Source organism: Marinobacter sp. (genome assembly GCF_052091845.1).
In the GTDB taxonomy this organism is placed as follows: Bacteria; Pseudomonadota; Gammaproteobacteria; order Pseudomonadales; family Oleiphilaceae; genus Marinobacter.
Window position 1 is genome coordinate 31506 of record NZ_JBQDCO010000013.1, and the last position, 21723, is coordinate 53228.

A 21723-nucleotide genomic window follows, 5' to 3' on the forward strand; every position below is an offset into this window, starting at 1 on the left:
GAAGCGAATATCACGCTGTGGTGACATTTGCCAGCTTGTGAATACCCGAAACACCGGTCATGCCATCCCATTGATCAGTGCGGCCTTCACGCCACCCATTCAACCATTCTTGTCGAACCTCTGCCTGCTTGAGAGGGCAGCTGTCTTTGGATTTACCGGACACACCGGCGAGGTAGCCCCGCTTGAATGCACGAGCGTACATATCTCTTTTCTGTCTTTTCATGCCGTTCCTCACTAATGGATTAACAGAACAAGCGTGTACACTTCTGCCGTGGCCATGGCCTGTGGAATCCCCTCCGGGATAACCCACTATTGCCAGCTTTAGCCAGAGCAGTCAGGATCCTGTTACTGAAGGGGAGTTACCCTTCCCGAACGACGCGTCAGTTACAAGGTAAGCTTAATCTTGCGCATAAGTACACCATCATTTTAGTCTATAAACTATGTTTAATAGATTGATAATGAATAAAAGATTTACCCAAACCTATGAACGCTGCAATTCCCGTGACTTACCGTGAATTGCCAAAGAATCTGGAGTTGAACTTGTCCAAATCTGTCTTTTTTGTAACCTGCCCAAAGGGAGTCGAGTACCTTTTGGCGGACGAGCTCAGCACCTTTGGTCTTGGGCTGGTAAAAAACGCACCTGCGGGCGCATGGGTAGAGGGGGCGCTGGAAGCCAGCTATCGGGCTTGCCTCTGGTCACGCCTGGCAAACCGGGTGATCCTTCATGTGGACGAAGTGGCAGCCACCAGCGCTGATCAGTTATACGATGGCGTGGTTCATCTTGATTGGCAGCAGCACATTCCGGTGAATGGCAGTTTTCGGGTTAATTTTATTGGTGAAAACGAAGAGATTCGCAATACCCAGTTTGGTGCCCAGCGGGTAAAAGACGGCATAGTGGATCGTTTCACAATGGGCGGCGGAAAGCGCCCGGCGGTAGAGGCAAAAATGCCCGATGTAATTGTATCAGCGCGGCTGCACCGTGGCCGGCTTGCATTGGGTATAGACATCAGCGGGCACAGTTTGCATCAGCGTGGCTACCGAACAGAGAAGGGGTTGGCACCGTTGAAAGAAAACCTTGCAGCCGCGTTGCTGATGCGTTCCGGTTGGCCAGACATTGCAGCCGCTGGTGGCGATTTTGTCGACCCCATGTGCGGCTCTGGCACACTGGTTATTGAAGCCGCAATGATGGCGCTGGATATTGCGCCGGGACGTCGCCGTGACGGGTTTGGCTTTGAAAACTGGCTCGGGCACCAGCCAGAAATCTGGCTTTCACTGCGTCAGGAGGCCGAAAAGCGCGCCTACGAAGGCAAGCAGGGCAGAATACCAAGGTTCCTGGGATTCGATCAGGACCACCGAGTCATTGCCACGGCGCAAAATAACGCTCAGCGGGCAGGCCTTGATAGCCTGATTGAGTTTCAGGCCCAACCGATTGAGGAACTTGGCTTGGCAGCCGATTTGTCTGAGGCGGGCCTGGTTCTGGTAAATCCTCCCTATGGCGAGCGGCTAAGCGACAGGAGGGCCCTTGCCGGCCTGTATGAGTCACTTGGCGACGCTGTAAAAAGGGCTGCGTCAGGCTGGCGCCTGGGTGTGTTTACCGGCGCCCCGGAGTTTGGCAAATCCATAGGCCTGCGCAGTTTTAAGCAATACAAGCTGTTTAACGGCAAGCTGCCGGCGCAGCTTTTACTGTTTACCGTCGATGAAGCCAGTGTGCGCACCCCTCGGGAGCCCGCGGCGCCAGGTGAAGTTTTGCCCCGAATTGCCAATGAAGAACGCGCGGCCATGCTGCGCAACCGGTTAAAGAAAAACATGAAAACCGTGGGTCAGTGGGCCCGCAAGCAGCAGATAGGCTGCTACCGCCTGTACGATGCAGATATGCCGGAGTTTGCACTGGCTATTGATATCTATGAAGGCTGGGTGCATGTGCAGGAGTACGCCGCGCCCAAGTCCATTGATGAGCGCTCCGCTAAAGAGCGCTTGTCTGAAGCCCTGGCTGTTATACCCGGGGCACTGGGCGTGGAGCCAGAACGAATGGTCTGTAAGCAACGCCAGCGGCAGTCGGGCACTAACCAGTACGAAAAACAAGATGTTAGCGGTGAGTTTTTTCGGGTGCAGGAACACGGTTGCACCTTGAAGGTTAACTTAAAAGATTATCTGGATACCGGGTTGTTTCTGGATCACCGTCCGGTTCGCCGTTGGATTCAGAATAACGCTCAGGGTAAGCGTTTTCTTAATCTGTTCTGTTATACCGGAGCCGCTACGGTACATGCCGCTGTTGGTGGGGCCAGCCGCTCACTGAGCCTGGATTTGTCGAAGACCTATGTGGGTTGGGCTGAGGATAATCTGGCACTGAACCGGGCAGACCCTCGCAAGCACAAGGTGGAGGCGACAGACTGCCTGGCTTGGTTGGCGGCAAAGCCCAGGCCTGACCAGGTTTTCGATCTTATCTTCATGGACCCGCCAACCTTTTCCAACTCGGCCCGTATGGCGGGCGTGCTGGATATTCAGAAAGATCACGCCAAACTGATTCGCCAGGCAATGGCCAGGTTAAGTTCAGACGGTTTGCTGATTTTTTCCAATAACTTCCGTCGCTTTAAGCTTGATGAAGTGCTGGTTTCGGAGTTTGAGGTGGAAGAGGTTAGCCGCAGCACTCTGGATAAGGATTTTCAGCGCAACGCGCGCATTCACCGGTGCTGGCATATTCGGCAAAGCACCTGACGTTTGGCTCAAGTACAAACGCCAGATGCGTTAAAACTCGTACTTGAGGCCGGTGGAGAACTGAAAGATATTGGCATCTGTGCCGGTATCTTTCAGTAGTTTTCCACCCTCAAAAACCAGGAAGGTGTCGTTCAGAACTTCAACATCAAGCCCCACTACCCAACCAACGCCAAAACTGCTGTCTGGAAAGTCGCCTTCCAGTTCACGAAACTCAGCATTTCGCTTTTCTTCCGGGTAGCCTAGCTTGCCGGTTCCGTGAATGAACGAGAACCCCGCCTGGCCATAAACGTTGGCGTAATGGGTGACAGGGTAGTGCAGGCCTATGTACCAGCTGGCAAAGTAATCGATTGAAAGGCTAAAATCGCTGCCAGGCACTTCTGCATCCCGATAACCTCCCCCCGCTCGAAACTCTGCATGAAACAGGTCGTTCAGGTGGCTGCCCGCTATCAGCGTGCCACCTGTTCCGGTGGCACTTTCCTTGGATACGGTACCAATAGAGCGGTGATTAAACGCTGTTACCAGTAAGCCAACGTAGTGCTTGTCTTCCCGGAGGGATTCCTGGGCCAGAGCGGTATGGGCAAAAAGCAGACAGGCAGGCATCAATACGAGTGCTGCCGGTGTTCGCAAAACCTTGTTCATTATTATCGGGCTTCCTGACGTAGGCGGTTACGGCATGAGTTTGCCTTGTGTAACCTATTGTTACGTCGACCCGTGTCACATTTTAGTCCTCCTCGAACAAGCCTTCCTCCTGGGCCATCCTTAACAGGGCATAAACGCCATTTTCTGGCAGTTGTGGCTCGAGGCTATCCTCAAACAGCAGTTCGCGGCGTCGATCTTCCAGCACATCGCTGCTCAGCCCTACAGTTAGCTCGGTGATGGGTGCGATTTCAAAAGGCGGCTCCTGGTTCATGGCACTGAAAATAAGGTCAACCAGTATTTCATCCGGGTCCAGGCCATCTGCGTATACTGTCTGGTCTGGCAGGTCCTGGTGCAGTTCATGCACAAGTTCCAGCAATGGCACGCCCTGTTCTTCAAGGTAGTGCAAATCGAAATCACCCAGGTCGCCGTCTTCGGGCAGCCAATCGTCTGCGGGCGCAATCACCACAGTTTTCATCTGGCCATTTTCCAGTGACCAGGCCATGGCAGTTGGAAAAAGAACATCGTCAGTTTGGCAGTATTCGATGTCTATAAATCTGGGTGCTGGCATGTGGGGCTCCGTTTTTTGAGTTAAGGCTGATGCCTGCTGGGCGGTATGAGGTGTTGAGGCTTCATGCCATACTACTGCTATTGTTACTATTCTATCAGGGACACCATGGAACACGCTGAATTCAACAAAGATTTATTGAAGTTTCTGAATGCATCACCCACGCCCTGGCATGCCGTGGCAACCATGAAACAGCAACTGGATGCGGCAGGTTTTGAGGCGCTGGATGAGAAAGAGGATTGGTCTCTTGAGCCGGGTCACGGTTATTACGTGGTTCGTAATGGCTCCTCTATCGTTGCCTTTCGCACTGGCGTTCAAGATGCCACCGCATCGGGTATTCGCATGGTGGGCGCTCACACCGATAGCCCCTGCCTGAAAGTGAAGCCCAACCCCGAGCTGCGTCGAAAAGGTTTTTTTCAGCTGGGTGTCGAAGTTTACGGTGGCGTGTTGATGAACCCCTGGTTCGACCGGGATCTCTCGCTGGCTGGCAGGGTGACGTTTCTCGATGGCAGCAACCGGGTTAACGATACCCTGATCGATTTCCACAAGCCCATCGCCTTTATTCCCAGCCTTGCAATCCACCTGGACAGAGAGGCCAACACCGGCCGCACCGTTAACCCTCAAACAGATTTGCCGCCGGTTCTGATGCAGGTTGCGGAGGGTGATACAACCAGTTTTGACGATCTGATCAAACTGCAGGCTGCCCGCCAATCCGGAGCCAAGGTTCATAAGGTTCTGGGCTATGAGCTGGGCTTTTACGATGCCCAGGAGGCCGGGTTTGTTGGTCTGCGCGATGAATTCATTGCGTCGGCCCGGCTGGATAACCTGCTGAGCTGCTACATTGGCCTGCAGGCTTTGTTGAACACCTCCGGCGATGAGGCTGCGTTGCTGGTGTGCAACGATCATGAAGAGGTAGGCAGTGTGTCTTCGGAGGGAGCGCAGGGGCCATTCCTGATTTCAGTGCTTGATCGCTGGTGTGGTGCCGGCAAGGCCAAGGCCATTGCCCGTTCCATGATGATCTCGGCAGACAATGCCCACGGTGTGCACCCGAACTATATGGATAAACACGATGAAAACCATGGCCCCATCCTGAATCAGGGCCCGGTCATCAAAGTGAACCACAATCAGCGCTACGCGACCAATAGCCGTTCAGCCGCCGTTTACCGGCATATCAGTGACGAACTGGGTTTGCCTCACCAAACGTTTGTGGTGCGCAGTGATATGGCCTGTGGCAGCACAATTGGGCCACTGACAGCTGCTAGTCTGGGGGTTACCACGCTGGACATTGGCGTACCGCAGTTTGGTATGCACTCTATTCGTGAACTGATAGGCACTGAAGATGGCTTCACGTTATACCGCGTGTTGGCGGAATTCATGCAGCGTGAGAAGGTTTTCTGAAAAAAGAAATGGCTCCCCGAGCTGGGCTCGAACCAGCGACAAACGGATTAACAGTCCGTTGCTCTACCAACTGAGCTATCGGGGAACAGCGGTGAGACGGCCGGCATAGTAAGCGCTTTGAATTAACTGGTCAACCCCCTGATATAAAAGGTCAAAATTTGTACTCTGGTATGGCTCGGCAATATCGTCCTCCTCGCTGGTTGCGCAGTGGTCATTTGCAATCCGTATGGCCGTCATTATTTCGCAAGGTGAAAGTGGCGGAGCCTGAAACGGAACGGCTGCCAACAACCGATAACGATGAGCTCTATCTCGATTGGCATCGCCGGGGGAACAACCGGTTAGCCATTGTCTCCCATGGGCTTGAGGGGCATAGCCGCCGGCCTTATGTGTTGGGGCTAACCCGGGCGCTGTTGGCGGAGGGCTGGGATGTGTTGGCCTGGAACTTTCGCTCCTGCGGCGGAGTGATGAACCGGCAGCCAAGGTTTTACCATAGCGGTGCCACTGAAGATTTGCGCCAGGTGGTCAACCATGGCCTGGCGCAGGGTTATCAAACCGTGTTTTTGTCTGGTTTCAGTATGGGAGGCAACCTCACGCTGCTGTATCTCGGTGAACAAGGTGAACGTGTGGACAGCAGAATCTGCGGCGCCGTCACTTATTCAGTACCCTGCGACCTGGCGGGCAGTGCGGACATGCTGGCGTTGCCCAGTCGTAAGCTCTACATGCAGAGATTTTTGAAGGACCTGCGTGTAAAAATGACCGTAAAAGCGCAAACATTCCCCGATCTTATTGATGTGTCCGGCTTTGACAGGATTCAGAGTTTTCACGAGTTTGATGACCTCTACACAGCGCCATTGCATGGGTTCAGCAGTGCGGCAGATTACTGGGCCAAGAGCTCTGCTTTGGGCCGACTGAAGGATATCCGGGTACCAGCTCTGATGGTTAACGCGGCAGACGATCCGTTTTTATCCGCAAAGTGCTTTCCTGAATCGCCTTCTGTGCTTGGCGCCCATGTGCGCCTGGATTCACCCAGGTGGGGTGGCCATGTAGGATTTGTAGAGCATAGCCCTAATGGCTATTACTGGTCTGAGCGCCGCGCACTGGCGTTTTTACAGAGTGTTATTCCAGAAGAGGGCTGAGCACCGGCCAAATGTTCTCAAGCAACATAGGCTGGGCTTCGGCGGTTGGGTGAATGCCGTCATCCTGCATTAATGTGTCTTTGTTGTAGATCCCTTCTAAAAAGAAGGGAACCAGAGCGGTATTGTAGCTGTCTGAAATCGCTGGAAAGAGTTCGGCAAACATGTGTGTGTAGCGCTGGCCGTAGTTGGGCGGTATTTGCATGCCAACCAGAACGGCTTGGGCGCCGGAATTTTGAACACGCTCAACCATCGAGGCAAGATTGGATTTGATCACCTTGGGGGGAAAACCGCGCAGGCCGTCGTTACCGCCTAGTTCAATAATAACCACTGAGGGGCTGTTCTTCTCAATCAGCTCAGGCAACCGGCGAACGCCGCCGTCGGTGGTTTCGCCGCTTATACTGGCATTTACCACCTGCCAGTTGTCCAGGCCGTTGTCTTGCATGCGTTGGCGCAAAAGCTGCACCCAGGCGGTTTCCGATGGTACGCCGTAAGCTGCGCTCAGGCTGTCGCCCAGAATCAGAAGCGTTTGCTGACCCGCCATCGCTGGCAGGGCAAACAAGGCCACGAGAAGGAAGATAATTGATCTGACGTACAGCAGCACCGTATTCATAGACAGCCTGTAACCCTTGATAAATGAACCTGTTTTTTCGGGAGCCCCATAAGCAACATGCCGACTACTAACCCTGATAGCCAGCCCCCAATGCTGCGCGTTGAACACCTGAGCCATCGTGTAAGCCTGGAAACCGATACGCTGACGATCTTGAAGGGGGTCAGTCTCAAAATCAATCGGGGAGAGTCCGTAGCCATTGTGGGCCGTTCCGGATCGGGAAAAACCACGTTGCTGGGCTTGCTTGCCGGTCTGGACACACCAACCGAAGGCACTGTTGAGCTCGACGGCTCGGTTATCAGCCGGCTCAGTGAAGACGAGCGGGCCAAATTGCGCGCTCACCGGGTAGGGTTTGTATTTCAGTCATTCCAGCTTTTGCCGGCACTCACTGCACTGGAAAATGTGATGTTACCGTTGGAGCTTGCCGGTATGGATGCGCCTGAAAAACGTGCCCGGGAGCTTCTTGAACGAGTAGGGCTGGGTGAGCGCCTTGCTCACACACCAAGGCAATTGTCTGGCGGCGAACAGCAGCGGGTGGCGATTGCCCGCGCGTTCGCGTCCAATCCGGCCATCCTGTTTGCCGATGAGCCAACCGGCAACCTGGATAACCGCACCGGTCAGGACATTTCAGACTTGCTGATGGCCCTGAACCAGGAGCAAGGCACCACACTGGTGATGGTGACTCACGATGAACAACTTGCGGCCCGCTGTGCCCGGCAGTTCCATATTGAAGCCGGTGAGCTAACCGAGCCGGCTACCCAGCTGGAGCTGGCAGACTGATGGCTGCTGCAAAAAAACTGATGTCTGTACGCCGTGATTGGCGTGAACGGGATGTGCGTGTGGTGTTGGCGGCATTGATTATTGCCGTTGCCACGGTTGCCACCATTGCTTTGTTCGCCAGCCAGTTACAACACACACTGGTGTCTTCTGCCAGCTCATTTTTAGCAGCTGATCGGCAGTTGGAAGCTGAAAACGGCCGGCCAGTGCCTGAGGAGTGGATTACCGAAGCGGCAAAGCGTGAGCTTGAAACCGGGCGCATGGTTGAATTTTCCACCATGGTGTTTGGCAGTGATGCGTTCCAGCTGGTGTCGGTAAAAGCCGTGAGCAACGAATACCCCCTACGGGGGGAGCTCGAAATCCAGGGTAGTTCAGAAGACTCTCGGGAGCAGGTGCAACATGGGCCGGCGCCCGGTGAGGTCTGGATTAACCCCAGGTTGTTACGGTTGCTGGATATGCGCACCGGCGACACTCTGGAAGTGGGAAGCCGGAACCTGACCGTGTCCCGCGTGCTGCTCCGGGAACCTGATGGCGGTTTCAGCCTTTCTGCACTCGCGCCCCGGGTAATGATGCATGTGGATGACGTAGCCTCCACCGGCGTTATCCAGGAGGGCAGTCGGGTGGAGTATATTTACCTGTTTGCCGGCACCGAAACTGCGCTTGAGAGCTACTATCAATGGTTGCAACCACAGCTTGAGCCCAGCCATGAATGGGAAGGCGTTCGCGATGGCGAAACCTTTTCACGATCTTTGGAGCGGGCTGAACGCTTTCTGCTGTTGGGCGGTAGTCTGGCGGTATTGCTGGCAGCTGTTGCCGTGGCAGTCGCCAGCCGACAATATGCATTATCCCAGCGCGATACCGTCGCGCTACTGAAAACCCTGGGCCTGGGCAGTTCCGGAATAGGTGCGCTGTATCTGAAGCGGCTAGCGCTGTGGGGCGTAACCGGTATGGTTGGTGGCCTTCTGGTGGCTGTGCCGTTGTTCTGGCTGCTCACTCAACTATTAAGTGAAGCACTCGACCGGCCGGTAGCGTTTCAACTGGATTCATCAGCCCTTATGCCAGCATTGCTTACGGCACTGGTCTCACTGTTCGCCTTCGCTTACCCGCCCATTCGGCGTTTGAAGCACGTACCGGCCATGCGGGTGCTGCGAAGTCAGCCGGGTGAAACTGGCCGCGAAGCCATACCTGATATGTTGATCGCTATTGTGGCAGTGTTTGGGCTGGTGTGGCTGTACGCCGGCGAGCTGTCATTGGTTGTGGCCTTGTTGGGCGGTCTGGTGCTGTTGCTCGGTGCTCTGGCATCGTTGGGCTGGCTTTTGGTGGCTGCACTTCGAAGGGTGCGTGGCGGTGGCCATTCCTGGCGCCTGGCCCTGGTAGGGCTTTATCGCCACCGCCGTGCCAGCCTGTCCCAAATTGCCGTGTTTGCTATGACACTGATGCTTGCGACCACGTTGATTCTGGTGCGCACGTCCTTGTTGGATGACTGGCAAGCACAACTTCCGGACGACGCTCCTAATCATTTTCTGATTAATATTGCCCCGGACGCGGTAGATGAGGTTGCAAGCTTCTGGGAAGAACGCGGCCAGCCGCTCGATCAGCTTTACCCCATGGTGCGTGGCCGACTAACGGAACTTAACGGCCAGCCGGTAAAAGAAGTGGTGAGCAAAGATCAAAGGGTGGGGGCGCTTAACCGGGAATTGAACCTGACCTGGATGACTGCATTGCCGGAAGACAACAACATCGTCGAGGGCAGTTGGTTTGAAGGCGATGATAACAAAGGTGTATCGGTGGAGGCTGAGCTGGCCGGCAAACTTGGCTTGACGTTGGGTGATGAGCTTACGTTCACCATCGGTTCTGACAAGGTTACGGAAGCTGTCACCAGCATTCGCACGGTTCAATGGGACAGCATGAAGCCCAACTTCTACATGGCCTTTCCACCAAATGGCGGCCTTACTGGTATGCCGGCTACCTGGATAACCAGTTTTTATCTCCCGAGAGATCAAAAAAGTGCGCTTAATGAGTTTTCCCGGCGCTTTCCGACGGTTTCGTTGCTGGAAATTGACAACATTATTGAACGCATACAGGAAATTGTTCGGCAGGTGACCCAAGCCATAGAGGCTATTCTCGTACTCATACTGGCGGCAGCGCTTGTGGTAATGGCCGCCGTTGTTAGCGCTACACTTCAAGATCGACAGAGGGAAGGGGCGCTGTTGCGCACACTTGGCGGTCGCCAAAGCTTGCTGGTACGAAGCACTATGCTGGAGTTTGCGCTGCTTGGTGGGTTTGCGGGCGTTTTAGGCGTTGCGGCGGCCGAGGCGGCTGTATGGGCGTTACAGTTCCGAATGTTTGAGGGTCAGTTCAGTTGGCATTGGCAAGTAGTGCTTCCCATACCTGTTATGAGCGCATTGGTGTTGGCCTTGTTCGGGCGCTGGCAACTTCGGCCGGTGTTAAGTGTTTCGCCCATGCTGTTGCTGCGCAGGCTGGAGTAAGGCCGGTTTATCGGTAGCTCGCGAGGATGGCTTCCAGTTCGCCGTTCTCGCGAATACGTGCAAGCTCGGCATTGAACTTGCTGGCAAAAGAATGCCATTCCTTGTTCAGCATTACTCGAAAGCCGTACGAAGTGATCCCTCTTTCAGATGTCGTGAACTTATCCTGTAACCCCTCTTGTTTTAGTATCCACTTACCCACAAGCAAATCGGCCACTGCGGCGTCAAACTGGTCACCGTGAAGTACAAAAGTAAACATATCCCGATCTTTGGAAACATCAAAACGGGTTATAGCGCCAGATTTAAAATGTGGCTGCAGCTCCGGGTATAGATAGCCCAGATGAGCCACTACCGTTTTTGAAAAAAGGTCTTCCGCAGACTGATAGGTTACCCCGGCATGCTTTGGCGTAAAGAACATCTCCTGTATGTTCACTATCGGCTGAGTAAAGAGGAAGTTCGCCGGCTCGTGTGTCCATTCTTTAGCTCGTGATGTGCCATCGATATCACCATTCTGAAGCATACGGTCCACGCGCTTGCGCGGGATTTGCTTAGCGACAATCTGGTATCCCAAACGTTTCGATATCAACGCAACGACATCCCACATAATGCCGGAGGGCTCTCCCTGATCCACAATCATGTAAGGCGGATAACCATTGGGCGATATGTTGAAGCGGAATACTTTTTGATCACTTGACAGGGCAGCGTGTGAGCTAGCTGCAAACGTGAGCAAAGACAGCAGGAAAGCCAAGCGTTTTGCGAAGACTGTAAGCCTGGGGTATTTTCGATGTGTCATCAGGAGGGACTCTAAGCGGCCAATACTGTCCATAAGCGAACTGCCCCGGCTTTATCCCTGCCAGAAAAGATATAATTGTTACTGTTTTGCCCTAGTACTTCAATTTTTGAGTGTAACGTTTTCAGGCTTCAGGACTTGGTGTTGAGCCCAGAAGCCTGGTATTGGGCTAAATCAGGCCCAGGCGCGTTGAAGAACCGCTCGGGCATCTTTTAGCGAAACCTCTTTTGGGTTGAACATAATGGAGCCGTCATTTATCGCCATACCTGCAATTTGGTCCAGCTGATCTTCAGTCACCTTACCTGTTTCTTTAAGCGTTCTAGGTAACTTACAGCGCTTGTAAAGTGCATCTCTGAGTATGCGAAGGGCTGAAATACTGGCTTCTGCCCGGCGACTGGCGGGCGTGGCGGCGTACACCTCTGGCCCTTCCAGGTACAGCAATAGCTCGCCCAGCGGCTCGCGTATGGTTTCCAGATTGAACTCAAGCACATAAGGTAAGTACAGGCTCATGCATAACCCATGAGGCAAGTGGCAGATGGCACCGGTGGCATGACCAAGAGAATGCACCAGCCCAACCATAGAGTTGGAAAAAGCAATGCCCGCCATGGTGGAAGCTTGTGCCAGTTCCAGCCTGCCGAGGCTGTCTTTCGGGTTATCCATCACCTGCAAGAGGGATTGGCTCACTTTTTTAACCGCTGCGGTGGCGTAGGCATCGCTCAGCGGGTTCTTGGCCATGCAAGTGAAGGATTCGATGGCATGGGTCATAGCGTCCATGGCCGTTGCTGCCGTAACGTGCGGTGGCAGAGTGAGGGTCATGCGCGGGTCGATAATGGCCGCATTTGGTAAAAGAAAAGAGGAGGTAAAAGGCAGCTTCACACCTTTGGCCTCGTCGGTAATCACTGCGATAGACGTTACCTCAGAACCAGTGCCCGCCGTTGTGGGCACCACAAAAAATGGTTTAAGGGCGCGCTTGAGTACACCGGCACCCGTGTATTTGGCAACATCATCGCCGCCTTCAGAAACCAGTATGTTTACCGCCTTGCCCGTATCAATGGCCGAACCACCACCCACAGCAATAATGGAATCACACTTTTCCTTGCGATAAATCGCCGCGATAGTTCCCACAACATCGGTTGAAGAGTCGGGTGGAACATCGTCGTAAATACTGATGATATCCAGCCCGCTTTCTTCGCAGGCTGTAATCACCGGGTCCAGCAACCCTGCAGCACGAACGCCCTTATCAGTCACAATCATTGGGCGCCTGGCAGCCAGCCCATTCAATTCGTAGGGAATATGTTCAAGGGCGGCCTTACCGGCAATGACTTTTACCGGGCAGAAGAACTCATAGTAAGTATTGGTCATCAGGCTCTCGCTGTCTGGGTAAAGTGAGTGGCAATCTTCAGGTAAATCTGAGCGGCATTGATCAGCTTTTCAGGCAAGTGCAGGTTTTCCGGGTATTCTTTCACTGCTCTTTTGGCAACAACCTTGGGCAGAATGAAAGATTCAAGCCGGTTGAGCACACGGGTCATGCGCACGGCGTAGCTCACGTCGCCATCCACCAGCATGCGGTCGTTGGCAAACGCAATGGACGTTTTTTCCTGGAATGAAAGCACTAAAAAGGCGTGGGTAACGTGTTTGAACTGGATGGATACATCTACAGGGCTGGGAGGCCGTTTGCCGTGATAACTGAGGCGGCCTTCACCAACGTGTTCCACAATCAGCTTTGGCCCATCGGGCATTACCATCATTTCAAACAGGAAACCTTCTGGCAGCGTCCAGGTTTCCTGGCGCACTTCGCGATCCACTTCGCTGACCGCCTGAAGAGCCCGGCCCATTACCTGAAACATAAGCTCGACATACAGGCGCCGAGCCTGGGAGGCCATAGGCTGGATACGTTTCGCTAACATGACCGTTTTCCGCTGTTGATTATTGATTCATTGATTTTTAGAGTTATTGCTCTAAAAGTCAATGTCCATAATGACGGTGTTAGCGAGTAAGGGCGGCCAGTTTTCGGCGTGCTTCCTCCGCGATGTCACCACTGGATTCTGCCGCTTTGCTGTAATAAGCGATGGCCTCGTCGCGTTTGTTTTCCTTTACTGCAACATCGCCAAGCCGCAGAAACGCGATAGAGGTGGGTACAACGTCGTTTGCCCTGGCCAGGTTTTCCCGTGCTTTACTCAGATTGTTGAGTTTCAGTGCGTTCAGGCCATTATATATGCGATACATAAACATTTCAGGGTACATGGACACGGCTTTCTCGAAATCTTCGGTCGCCCTGGTTTGCTTTTTCTGCTCCTGATAAATACGGCCGCGCAGGGCGTAAAACATAGCTTCGCGGGGCAGTATCTCTATGGCCCGGTTGATCTTTTTCAAAGCCGCATCCATGTCGCCCTCAGAGGCAAGCTTCATAGCCTGATCGTGGGCCTCGTAGGCTGGTTGAACCTTGCGCAGGGTGGCGGTTTTTTTCTTGTAAACATCGGCGCCCCGGTAGCCACCGCCGCCTATCTCATCAACCAGTTTGCTGTTCTCGCGGACACGTTTGCTGGAGGGGGGGTGCGTAGCGAAGAGGCCATCCACAAATCCTGCCTGTTGGCCTTCGGAAAGCCTGAGAAAAATCTCCTGCAGTTCTACCGCAGCCTGAGGATCATAACCGGCCTCTTTCATGTACAGGATACCGTAGTGATCCGACTCCAATTCATCCCCCTGGCCGTACTGAGCCAGCGCAAGCTGTGCACCTACGGACGCACCGCCCATAAGCAGGCCAGCCCACTCGTTTTCAGAAAGCGCAAAGCCAAGGCCAGCCATACCAACGTTGATCAGCATACCCTTCTGCATACGCTGAACACTGTGTCGTGCCGCAGCGTGAACAATCTCGTGACCCAACACAGAGGCCAGTTGCGCCTCATCTTCAAGCTTGGTCAGCAAACCGCGGTTAACGGCAATCTTGCCACCAGGCAAAGCCCAGGCATTGGGCACACTGCTATTGAGCACAACAAACTCGTAGGGCAGGTCAGGGCGATCACTTTCCCGGGCCAGCTTGTTGCCAACTTCCCGAACGTACAGGGTCAACTCGGGATCGATATAAAACTGCCCGCCCTGGGTTTGTTGAGTGGGCTTATACTGTTCCGCGCCCATGGCGAGTTCCTGACTCTCGCCAATCAACGAAAGCTCATTTTCGCCAGTTACCGGGTTAACTGAGCATCCGGTAAAAAGCAGCATAAGTGCCATAACGGCGGCACAGCGTTGCAAGATGGCGTTTTTCACTCTCGACTCCTGTAATTGACTATCCTGACAGATATAATTACACGGCTAATTCCGGCTTTAAATACCGAAGGCCCAAAACCCACACACGAACCACAGGTTTGTTCTGAATGGACGATCAAAACCGAACCGACCGGGTTACCCGGTTTATTGAATCGCTTAATCAAGCCAAAGAGCTTGGCCTGGCTGTTACCGAAACCACCGGGAACAGCCTTACTCTGTGCCTGCCATACAGCGACCGGATTATCGGCAACCCGGATACCGGCGTAATACACGGCGGTGCCATCACAACGTTGATGGATACCACCTCCGGATCTGTTTTTATATGTGCGCTCGACGAATTCGAGCTTTGCCCCACGCTGGATCTGCGAGTGGATTACATGCGCCCGGCCGAACCATGCAAGCCCGTATATGCCAGGGCCGAAGTCTATAAAATGACCCGAAACATTGTGTTTACCCGATGTGAAGCCTACCAGGAAGGTGGCGAAACAGTGGCTAACTGCGTGGGCACCTTCATGCGCATAGGCCCGCAAGCCTTGCCAAAAGCCTACCGCGAACAAATTACCGGAGGTTCGCTATGACCGACCCGGAAATTCTGCGCTACACCCGCGAAACAGGCGATTTCTCGCGTTTGATCCAAAGCATTCCTTACGCAGACTTCATTGGCGTGGAGTGTGACCAGTTCGGCGACGACCTGATCTTCCGCCTACCGGCAAAAGACCAAAACCTGGGCAACCCAGTTTTACCCGCCATTCACGGCGGCGTAATCGGCGGTTTTATGGAACTTTCTGCCGCGATCTACTTAATGCTGGCTCAAGAAACCGTTCGCATGCCTAGAATCGTCAACTTCTCTTTGGATTACCTGCGCGCCGGCCTAGATCGCGAAACCTACGCAGAATGCCAGCTAACCCGACAGGGAAACCGGGTAGCAAACGTAATGATCACCGCCTGGCAAAAATCCCGCTCCACGCCTATTTCAACCGCAAGAGCGCACTTTCTGTTAGAAGACTGATCTGGTTCGCCCCCGGGGCCTTGAAATGCCCCGGCCTGCCCCCACTTTTGCTGCAAGATCAAATTAAAAGCTAGACGACGCGGGAGCAAAGGGCCTTTCAAAAACCGTGCGGAGCCATGGGTAAAGAGCTGTCGCTCTTTACGGGCTGGCCAAGGACGGCCAGCCCAGGACTCTCACTGCGACGCAGGAGCAAGAAGCAGTGAGAGGTGGAGCCGAGCGTACAGGGATGTATTCACAGCGTGTTTTGGAAAGGCCCTTTGCTCCCGCGTCTTCCCCCCAAGTTTGCAGCAGGAGAGACAAATAAAATGACGGTTGAAACGCAAAAAGAAACCCTGGGTTTTCAGACAGAAGTAAAACAGCTACTTCAGCTGATGATCCATTCCCTGTACTCGAACAAGGAAATCTTCCTCCGAGAGCTAATCTCCAACGCCTCCGATGCCGAAGACAAACTGCGCTTTGCGGCGCTTAAAAACGACGGCCTGTACGAAGGCGATTCCGATCTGCAAATCCGCCTGGATTTCGACAAAGACGCCAAAACCATCACACTGGCCGATAACGGCATCGGCATGACCCGTGATGACGTGGTACAAAACCTGGGCACCATCGCTCGCTCCGGCACTGCAGAATTCCTGCAGCAGCTATCCGGCGATGAGAAAAAAGACAGCCAGTTGATCGGCCAGTTTGGTGTGGGCTTTTACTCCGCCTTCATCGTTGCCGACAAAGTAGACGTGTTCACCCGCCGTGCAGGTGCACCGGCTGAAGAGGGCGTTCACTGGCAATCTGCCGGCGACGGCGAGTTCACCATTGAACAGGTTGCCCGCGAAAAGCGCGGCACCGAAATAGTGATCCACCTGAAAGATGAAGCCACCGAGTTTGCCGACGGCTCACGCCTGCGCAACCTCGTGAAGAAGTACTCTGACCACATCTCCTTCCCGGTGATCATGAAATCCGAGCCGACGGAAGAAGGCGAAGAGAGCAAAGACGAAACCGTTAACGACGCAACTGCCCTGTGGACTCTTCCCCGTACCGAAATTAAAGACGAGGAATACAAAGAGTTCTACAAGCACATTGCTCACGATTTTGAAGACCCACTGATCTGGTCGCACAACAAGGTTGAAGGCAAGCTCGACTACACCAGCCTGCTGTATATCCCGGCCCGTGCGCCGTTTGATATGTACAACCGCGACGCACCCCGTGGCCTGAAGCTATATGTACAGCGCGTATTCATCATGGACGACGCCGAACAGTTCCTGCCGCTTTATCTGCGCTTTGCCAAAGGTATCGTGGATTCCAACGACCTGTCCCTGAACGTATCCCGTGAGATCCTGCAGAACGATGCTACGGTAGACAGCATCCGCACCGCACTGACCAAGCGTGTGCTGGATATGTTGTCGAAGCTGTCCAAGAGAGACGCAGACGAGTACCAGAAATTCTGGGGCGAGTTTGGCACGGTTCTCAAAGAAGGTGCGGCTGAAGATTTCGGCAACCGTGAAAAAATCGGCGGCCTGCTGCGCTTTGCGTCTACTCACACAGGCGAAGAGACCCAGAACGTGTCTCTGAACCAGTACATCGAGCGGATGAAAGAGGGTCAAAACAAGATCTACTACATTACCGCTGATAACTTCATGGCTGCCAAAAGCAGCCCGCACCTGGAAGTCTTTCGCAAGAAAGGCATCGAAGTGTTGATCCTCTCTGATCGTATTGACGAATGGATGATGGGTTACCTCACCGAGTACGACAGCAAGCAGCTGCAGGACGTGGCCCGGGGTGATCTTGATCTTGGCGAGGTGGAAACCGAGGAAGACAAGAAGCACAAGGAAGAAGCCGCAGAAGAGCACAAAGACCTGCTTGAGCGTATCAAGACCTCCCTTACCGACCGGGTGCAGGAAGTACGGGTAACCAACCGCCTGACCGATTCACCGGCGTGCCTGGTAGTGGGTGACTTTGATATGGGTGCCCAAATGAAGAAGATCATGGAAGCGGCGGGCCAGAAGGTGCCCGACAGCAAGCCGATCTTTGAAATCAACGTGGATCACCCGCTGGTTCAGCGTCTGGAAAGTGAAAAGGGCGATGAGCGTTTCAGTGAGCTCTCCGCGGTTCTGCTAGACCAGGCCACACTGGCCAGCGGCGAGCAATTGCAGGATCCGGGCGCCTATGTAACCCGCCTGAACCGTCTGTTGCTGGAACTGGCTAACTAAGCGCCATGCATCAGATTATTGTGGACATAAGCATCAGCCCTGAAGAGTGGATAAAACTCTACCAGGGCGTTGCCATCGATGTCCGCACCACGGCCCGGGACGGACGCTCCGTCCGCTTCCCGGCCCGTATTCTTTCCCGCTTTTATTTGCGCGACGGCGTTCGCGGCTCCTTCCGAATTGTGTTCAATGAACAGGGCAAGTTTGAGTATATCGAGCGCATTTAACGAGTCCTCTATTTTAATAGCGTTAAGCTATAGAGATCTTTTCCCGAATTGATTATCCAGACCGCGATTGCAGTGGCTCAATAGTGCTTGAGGCTTATACCGAAACAAGCGTTTGGGGAAGAATTGTTAAGCACGAACTTTGGCTTATCCATTCTCGAACGCTTTAGTAACTCCAAGTCTGGGTATAAGCTGTTTAACAGTGTTATGAACTGCGGAGGAATTTACCATGACCGATGAAAAGTCGAACAAAAGCAAATGTCCGGTATCACACCTGACAACCGCCTTTGGTGCTCCAGTCGCCGACAACCAGAACTCGATGACCGCTGGCAAGCGCGGGCCCGTATTGGTCCAGGACGTGTGGCTCAACGAAAAGCTCGCCAACTTCGTGCGCGAGGTCATCCCTGAGCGTCGTATGCACGCCAAAGGCTCTGGTGCGTTCGGCACGTTCACCGTCACCAAAGATATTTCCCGCTACACACGCGCCAGTATTTTCAGCGACGTAGGAAAAAAGACCGAAATGTTCGCCCGCTTCAGCACGGTGGCAGGGGAGCGGGGCGCGGCTGATGCCGAGCGTGATATTCGCGGTTTTGCGTTAAAATTCTACACCGAAGAAGGCAACTGGGACATGGTGGGTAATAACACCCCTGTGTTCTTTCTGCGGGATGCCAAGAAGTTTCCGGATCTGAATAAAGCAGTAAAACGCGATCCGAAAACCAACATGCGCTCCCCGACGAACAACTGGGATTTCTGGACGCTTCTGCCCGAAGCTCTGCACCAGGTAACTGTGGTCATGTCGGATCGGGGTATCCCCAAAAGCTTCCGTAATATGCATGGCTTCGGCAGCCACACCTACAGCTTCTGGAACGAGGCAGGTGAGCGTTACTGGGTGAAGTTTCACTTCAAAACCCAGCAGGGCATCGAGAATCTGACCGACGCCGAGGCAGCAGCGGTTGTTGCTGATGACCGCGAAAGCAATCAGCGGGATCTTTTTGAGGCGATCGAGCGTGGCGATTTCCCGCGCTGGAAAATGTATGTACAAGTCATGCCAGAAGCCGACGCGGAAACCTATCACGTTCACCCGTTCGACCTGACCAAGGTATGGCCAAAAGCGGATTACCCACTCATCGAGGTAGGCGAATTTGAACTGAACAGGAATCCGGAAAACTACCACATGGATGTTGAGCAGGCGGCCTTCTCGCCAGCTAATCTTGTGCCTGGTATCAGCGTGTCTCCGGACAAGATGCTGCAGACGCGGCTTATCAACTACCCGGATTCGCAGCGGTACCGCCTGGGCGTAAACTATCAACAGGTGCCAGTGAATGCTGCCAAATGCCCGGTTATGAGCAACCACCGGGATGGTATTGGCCGGGTGGATGGCAATTACGGTAGTTTGCCTCACTATCAGCCAAACAGCTTTGGTCAGTGGAAAGATCAGCCAGAATTTGCAGAGCCACCGCTCAAGATTGATGGCAATGCGGCCATGTTCGATTTCCGCGAGGATGATGACGATTATTACAGCCAGCCGCGTGCACTTTTTCAATTGATGACACCTGCACAACAACAGGTTCTATTTGAAAATACGGGACGAGCCATGGGGGACGCACCGGATTTCATTAAACAGCGTCACATCGACAACTGCACCCGTTGCGACCGGGCTTATGGCGAAGGGGTTGCCAAGGCTCTGGGTATGTCGGCCAAGTCGCCCGATGAGCTGTCTGCCGACCCCGAATTGGCAGAGTAATATCGACCTGCAATGAAAACGCCCTCAAGAGGAGTGGGCCAAGTCCGTTCAATAGGCAGGTAGCCTTTACTACCAAAGCGAGCGCGAATTGCCTACAATCGCGCTCGCTTCTTTGAACACATTCCTAAATACCCGGAGACTTCATGCGGATAATTCTTGCCCCGATGGAGGGGTTAGTTGACGCACCTATTCGTGAAACCCTGACCAAAGTTGGTGGTATCGACCGGTGCGTAACCGAATTTATCCGCGTGACCCGGACCCCGTTACCGCCTCGGGTTTTCTATAAGTACGCGCCCGAGTTGTATAACCAGTGCTTTACGCAGGTAGGTACACCCGTGGCGGTTCAGCTTTTGGGTTCAGACCCACAGAGCATGGGCATGAGTGGGCTCAAAGCTGTGGAGTTGGGTGCTGCTCAGGTAGACATTAATTTTGGCTGCCCCGCCAAAACCGTGAACAAGCACAAAGGCGGGTGTGTGCTCATGCGTGAGCCAGAACTGATGCATGAGATTGTAGCGGCGGTTCGCAAGGCTGTTCCTGCGTATGTATCTGTAACGGCAAAAATGCGCCTGGGATATGACGACCGCTCTATGGGCGTTGCCTGTGCTCAGGCGCTGGATGCGGCCGGAGCAGAGGAAATTGTTATCCATGCCCGCAGTAAAGTGGATGGCTACAAACCACCGGCTTACTGGGAAGAAATCGCCAAGGCACGGGAAGCGGTGAAGGCTAAAGTAATCGCCAATGGTGAGATTTGGACCGTGGCAGACTACTGGCGCTGCCTTGAGGTTACTGGCTGTGAGGATGTGATGATTGGCCGCGGCCTGATTGCCAGGCCAGACCTGGCGTTGCAAATCAAAGCCAGCCAGCAGGGCGCACAGGTAGCAGATATGACCTGGCCAGAAGCCGTGGCACTGGTAAAAGAATACGCCAGCGTGCTTCAGGGCTGGCTGGAGGACCGGTTTGTAACCGGTCGCATCAAGCAATGGCTGAACTTTTTACGGCAAGGGTTTCCCGAAGCAGAAGCTCTATGGCCGCAGGCCCGGAAGTTTCGTGAGGTTGCGCCCATGCTGGCATGCCTTGAACAGGTTGTTCCTGCCTCGGTTATTACTTCCAGGGCTGCCATTCAGGCAGCCTGACCTCCTGCTTAATCTTCCATATCAGGCGCGTACTGGCCTTTCGTTGCAAGCCCGTTCAGCCGTGCCCGCTTAAGCATCGCTGATTGGGTTTCTGAGCTGTTGTTCAAATTTCCGGCCCAGGCTTTCTGAGCGGGTTCCTGCAACGCGCGGCCGTAGGAAAAACTCAGGTGCCAGGGCAGTTGGCCAAGACTGTTGAGGGCGTTCAGGTTGAGCGTCGCTTCTTCGGGCGTTTGTCCGCCAGAAAGAAAACTGATCCCCGGAACCGCCGCCGGGACAACGTTGCGGAATACCCGCAAGGTGGCCTCTGCCACCGCCTCCGGAGATGCCTTTGCGCAGGCTTTGCCGGGCGTCACCATACTTGGCTTCAGTATGATACTTTCCAGCTGCACACGGTGGCGACGAAGTGCATTGAACACTTCCGCAATCACCGACTCGTTCACTTGTGCAGATCGTTCAATGGTGTGATCCCCATCAATCAAAACCTCCGGCTCCACAATCGGGACAATGCCCATCGACTGGCACAGTGCCGCGTACCTGGCTAGCATTTCAGCGTTGGCTTCCATTGCGGCGCGAGACGGCAGCGTGTCGGCAATGTTGTACACACCGCGCCACTTGGCAAAGCGGGCACCCTGGTTTTTGTAGGCTTCCAGTCGGTCGTCCAGGCCGTCCAGGCCATAAGTTATTTCATCACCGGGGGCGTTGATCAGAGACTTCTTTCCCTTATCTACCTTAATGCCTGGAACAATGCCTTGGCTTTCCAGCAACTTTGCCATGGGTAGGTTATCCAGGCTGTTTTGCCCCAGGGTTTCTTCAAAAAGAATCACACCACTGATGAACTCACCCAGCCCCGGCGTGGAGAAAATCAGGCTGCGATATTCCCGGCGTTTATCCTCTGTGGGCTCCACATTAACGGCCTTGAAGCGCTTGGCTATGGTGGGGTGGCTTTCGTCGGCGGCAAGAATGCCTTTGCCTGGCTGGACAAGATCCTGAATGGTTGAACGTAATTCGTTTTGAACACTCATACTAGCTCCCTCGTTGTTG

20 protein-coding genes and 1 tRNA gene are annotated in these 21723 nt (G+C 53.9%); 11 read left to right on the forward strand and 10 right to left on the reverse strand.

The genetic code is table 11. From position 1 onward, the window contains the following. Positions 1 to 10 precede the first annotated feature (10 nt). Positions 11 to 223: a ribosome modulation factor gene (rmf, locus tag ACTHYN_RS06190; protein WP_441811601.1), complete on the reverse strand. Its 213-nt coding sequence runs from the start codon at positions 221 to 223 to the stop codon at positions 11 to 13. A gap of 317 nt (positions 224 to 540) precedes the next feature. Here rmf and rlmKL point away from each other — a divergent pair, with 317 nt between their 5' ends. Continuing rightward, positions 541 to 2715 (forward strand): bifunctional 23S rRNA (guanine(2069)-N(7))-methyltransferase RlmK/23S rRNA (guanine(2445)-N(2))-methyltransferase RlmL, encoded by a 2175-nt coding sequence (gene rlmKL / locus ACTHYN_RS06195; protein WP_441811602.1) that lies wholly within the window; start codon positions 541 to 543, stop codon positions 2713 to 2715. Between the two features lie 30 nt (positions 2716 to 2745). Here the strand turns inward: rlmKL and ACTHYN_RS06200 are convergent, their stop codons facing one another. Together ACTHYN_RS06200 and ACTHYN_RS06205 are read right to left on the reverse strand one after the other, a co-directional pair. Then, positions 2746 to 3354: an outer membrane beta-barrel protein gene (locus ACTHYN_RS06200; protein WP_441811603.1), complete on the reverse strand. Its 609-nt coding sequence runs from the start codon at positions 3352 to 3354 to the stop codon at positions 2746 to 2748. An 82-nt stretch (positions 3355 to 3436) separates the two neighbouring features. Beyond that, on the reverse strand, positions 3437 to 3922 hold the full coding sequence (locus ACTHYN_RS06205) for a hypothetical protein (protein WP_441811604.1): 486 nt from the start codon (positions 3920 to 3922) through the stop codon (positions 3437 to 3439). Positions 3923 to 4027: 105 nt separating this feature from the next. On the opposite strand from ACTHYN_RS06205, the gene ACTHYN_RS06210 reads away from it, so the two are divergent. Then, positions 4028 to 5317, forward strand: a complete 1290-nt coding sequence (locus ACTHYN_RS06210) for a M18 family aminopeptidase (protein ID WP_441811605.1) — start codon at positions 4028 to 4030, stop codon at positions 5315 to 5317. Between the two features lie 9 nt (positions 5318 to 5326). Here the strand turns inward: ACTHYN_RS06210 and ACTHYN_RS06215 are convergent. Next, a tRNA-Asn gene (locus ACTHYN_RS06215) sits at positions 5327 to 5402 on the reverse strand. A gap of 130 nt (positions 5403 to 5532) precedes the next feature. Here ACTHYN_RS06215 and ACTHYN_RS06220 point away from each other — a divergent pair. Beyond that, positions 5533 to 6453, forward strand: coding sequence for a YheT family hydrolase (locus tag ACTHYN_RS06220; RefSeq protein ID WP_441811606.1), 921 nt, complete (start codon positions 5533 to 5535; stop codon positions 6451 to 6453). Here the strand turns inward: ACTHYN_RS06220 and ACTHYN_RS06225 are convergent. Further along, a complete protein-coding gene (locus tag ACTHYN_RS06225) occupies positions 6434 to 7063 on the reverse strand; it encodes an arylesterase (RefSeq protein ID WP_441811607.1) in 630 nt (209 codons plus the stop codon). The two genes, ACTHYN_RS06220 and ACTHYN_RS06225, sit on opposite strands and share 20 nt — an antisense overlap. Before the next feature lie 57 nt (positions 7064 to 7120). On the opposite strand from ACTHYN_RS06225, the gene ACTHYN_RS06230 reads away from it, so the two are divergent. Both ACTHYN_RS06230 and ACTHYN_RS06235 read left to right on the forward strand, forming a co-directional pair. Further along, on the forward strand, positions 7121 to 7840 hold the full coding sequence (locus ACTHYN_RS06230) for an ABC transporter ATP-binding protein (RefSeq protein ID WP_441811608.1): 720 nt from the start codon (positions 7121 to 7123) through the stop codon (positions 7838 to 7840). After that, positions 7840 to 10326 (forward strand): ABC transporter permease, encoded by a 2487-nt coding sequence (locus tag ACTHYN_RS06235; protein ID WP_441811609.1) that lies wholly within the window; start codon positions 7840 to 7842, stop codon positions 10324 to 10326. Before ACTHYN_RS06230 ends, ACTHYN_RS06235 begins: the two co-directional genes overlap by 1 nt. Before the next feature lie 7 nt (positions 10327 to 10333). Here the strand turns inward: ACTHYN_RS06235 and ACTHYN_RS06240 are convergent, their stop codons facing one another. The 4 genes from ACTHYN_RS06240 to ACTHYN_RS06255 all read right to left on the reverse strand — a co-directional run bounded on the left by ACTHYN_RS06240 (position 10334) and on the right by ACTHYN_RS06255 (position 14341). After that, positions 10334 to 11149, reverse strand: coding sequence for a substrate-binding periplasmic protein (locus ACTHYN_RS06240; RefSeq protein ID WP_441811610.1), 816 nt, complete (start codon positions 11147 to 11149; stop codon positions 10334 to 10336). A 138-nt stretch (positions 11150 to 11287) separates the two neighbouring features. After that, entirely contained in the window at positions 11288 to 12475 is a 1188-nt protein-coding gene (locus ACTHYN_RS06245) for an iron-containing alcohol dehydrogenase (protein ID WP_441811611.1), read from the reverse strand. After that, positions 12475 to 13020, reverse strand: coding sequence for a hypothetical protein (locus tag ACTHYN_RS06250; RefSeq protein ID WP_441811612.1), 546 nt, complete (start codon positions 13018 to 13020; stop codon positions 12475 to 12477). Before ACTHYN_RS06250 ends, ACTHYN_RS06245 begins: the two co-directional genes overlap by 1 nt. Positions 13021 to 13099: 79 nt before the next feature. Further along, positions 13100 to 14341, reverse strand: coding sequence for a M48 family metalloprotease (locus ACTHYN_RS06255; protein ID WP_441811644.1), 1242 nt, complete (start codon positions 14339 to 14341; stop codon positions 13100 to 13102). A 143-nt stretch (positions 14342 to 14484) separates the two neighbouring features. On the opposite strand from ACTHYN_RS06255, the gene ACTHYN_RS06260 reads away from it, so the two are divergent. The 6 genes from ACTHYN_RS06260 (at position 14485) to ACTHYN_RS06285 (ending at position 20682) form a co-directional block, all read left to right on the forward strand. Continuing rightward, positions 14485 to 14955, forward strand: coding sequence for a PaaI family thioesterase (locus ACTHYN_RS06260; protein ID WP_441811613.1), 471 nt, complete (start codon positions 14485 to 14487; stop codon positions 14953 to 14955). Next, positions 14952 to 15386, forward strand: a complete 435-nt coding sequence (locus ACTHYN_RS06265) for a PaaI family thioesterase (RefSeq protein WP_441811614.1) — start codon at positions 14952 to 14954, stop codon at positions 15384 to 15386. The genes ACTHYN_RS06260 and ACTHYN_RS06265 overlap by 4 nt, the downstream gene beginning before the upstream one ends. 305 nt (positions 15387 to 15691) lie before the next feature. Continuing rightward, positions 15692 to 17584, forward strand: coding sequence for a molecular chaperone HtpG (gene htpG / locus ACTHYN_RS06270; RefSeq protein WP_441811615.1), 1893 nt, complete (start codon positions 15692 to 15694; stop codon positions 17582 to 17584). A gap of 5 nt (positions 17585 to 17589) precedes the next feature. Next, positions 17590 to 17808, forward strand: a complete 219-nt coding sequence (locus ACTHYN_RS06275) for a DUF2835 domain-containing protein (RefSeq protein WP_441811616.1) — start codon at positions 17590 to 17592, stop codon at positions 17806 to 17808. A gap of 226 nt (positions 17809 to 18034) precedes the next feature. Further along, complete coding sequence (locus ACTHYN_RS06280; RefSeq protein ID WP_441811617.1) at positions 18035 to 19549, forward strand: catalase; 1515 nt, start codon at positions 18035 to 18037, stop codon at positions 19547 to 19549. A gap of 143 nt (positions 19550 to 19692) precedes the next feature. Then, a complete protein-coding gene (locus tag ACTHYN_RS06285; protein WP_441811618.1) occupies positions 19693 to 20682 on the forward strand; it encodes a tRNA dihydrouridine synthase in 990 nt (329 codons plus the stop codon). 8 nt (positions 20683 to 20690) lie between these two features. Here ACTHYN_RS06285 and ACTHYN_RS06290 read toward each other — a convergent pair whose 3' ends face one another. Continuing rightward, the gene (locus ACTHYN_RS06290) at positions 20691 to 21704 is read right to left on the reverse strand and encodes a class I fructose-bisphosphate aldolase (protein WP_441811619.1); all 1014 of its coding nucleotides are present in this window, start codon (positions 21702 to 21704) and stop codon (positions 20691 to 20693) included. Between the last annotated feature and the right edge of the window lie 19 nt (positions 21705 to 21723).

Coding starts and splice junctions, on each gene's coding strand:
- ACTHYN_RS06275 (WP_441811616.1), top strand. CDS start 17,590: ATGCATCAGATTATTGTGGACATAAGCATCAGCCCTGAAGAGTGGATA.
- ACTHYN_RS06290 (WP_441811619.1), bottom strand. CDS start 21,704: ATGAGTGTTCAAAACGAATTACGTTCAACCATTCAGGATCTTGTCCAG.
- ACTHYN_RS06240 (WP_441811610.1), bottom strand. CDS start 11,149: ATGGACAGTATTGGCCGCTTAGAGTCCCTCCTGATGACACATCGAAAA.
- ACTHYN_RS06235 (WP_441811609.1), top strand. CDS start 7,840: ATGGCTGCTGCAAAAAAACTGATGTCTGTACGCCGTGATTGGCGTGAA.
- htpG (WP_441811615.1), top strand. CDS start 15,692: ATGACGGTTGAAACGCAAAAAGAAACCCTGGGTTTTCAGACAGAAGTA.
- ACTHYN_RS06255 (WP_441811644.1), bottom strand. CDS start 14,341: ATGGCACTTATGCTGCTTTTTACCGGATGCTCAGTTAACCCGGTAACT.
- ACTHYN_RS06210 (WP_441811605.1), top strand. CDS start 4,028: ATGGAACACGCTGAATTCAACAAAGATTTATTGAAGTTTCTGAATGCA.
- ACTHYN_RS06260 (WP_441811613.1), top strand. CDS start 14,485: ATGGACGATCAAAACCGAACCGACCGGGTTACCCGGTTTATTGAATCG.
- ACTHYN_RS06280 (WP_441811617.1), top strand. CDS start 18,035: ATGACCGATGAAAAGTCGAACAAAAGCAAATGTCCGGTATCACACCTG.
- ACTHYN_RS06225 (WP_441811607.1), bottom strand. CDS start 7,063: ATGAATACGGTGCTGCTGTACGTCAGATCAATTATCTTCCTTCTCGTG.
- ACTHYN_RS06250 (WP_441811612.1), bottom strand. CDS start 13,020: ATGTTAGCGAAACGTATCCAGCCTATGGCCTCCCAGGCTCGGCGCCTG.
- ACTHYN_RS06285 (WP_441811618.1), top strand. CDS start 19,693: ATGCGGATAATTCTTGCCCCGATGGAGGGGTTAGTTGACGCACCTATT.
- ACTHYN_RS06265 (WP_441811614.1), top strand. CDS start 14,952: ATGACCGACCCGGAAATTCTGCGCTACACCCGCGAAACAGGCGATTTC.
- ACTHYN_RS06230 (WP_441811608.1), top strand. CDS start 7,121: ATGCCGACTACTAACCCTGATAGCCAGCCCCCAATGCTGCGCGTTGAA.
- ACTHYN_RS06205 (WP_441811604.1), bottom strand. CDS start 3,922: ATGCCAGCACCCAGATTTATAGACATCGAATACTGCCAAACTGACGAT.
- rmf (WP_441811601.1), bottom strand. CDS start 223: ATGAAAAGACAGAAAAGAGATATGTACGCTCGTGCATTCAAGCGGGGC.
- ACTHYN_RS06200 (WP_441811603.1), bottom strand. CDS start 3,354: ATGAACAAGGTTTTGCGAACACCGGCAGCACTCGTATTGATGCCTGCC.
- ACTHYN_RS06245 (WP_441811611.1), bottom strand. CDS start 12,475: ATGACCAATACTTACTATGAGTTCTTCTGCCCGGTAAAAGTCATTGCC.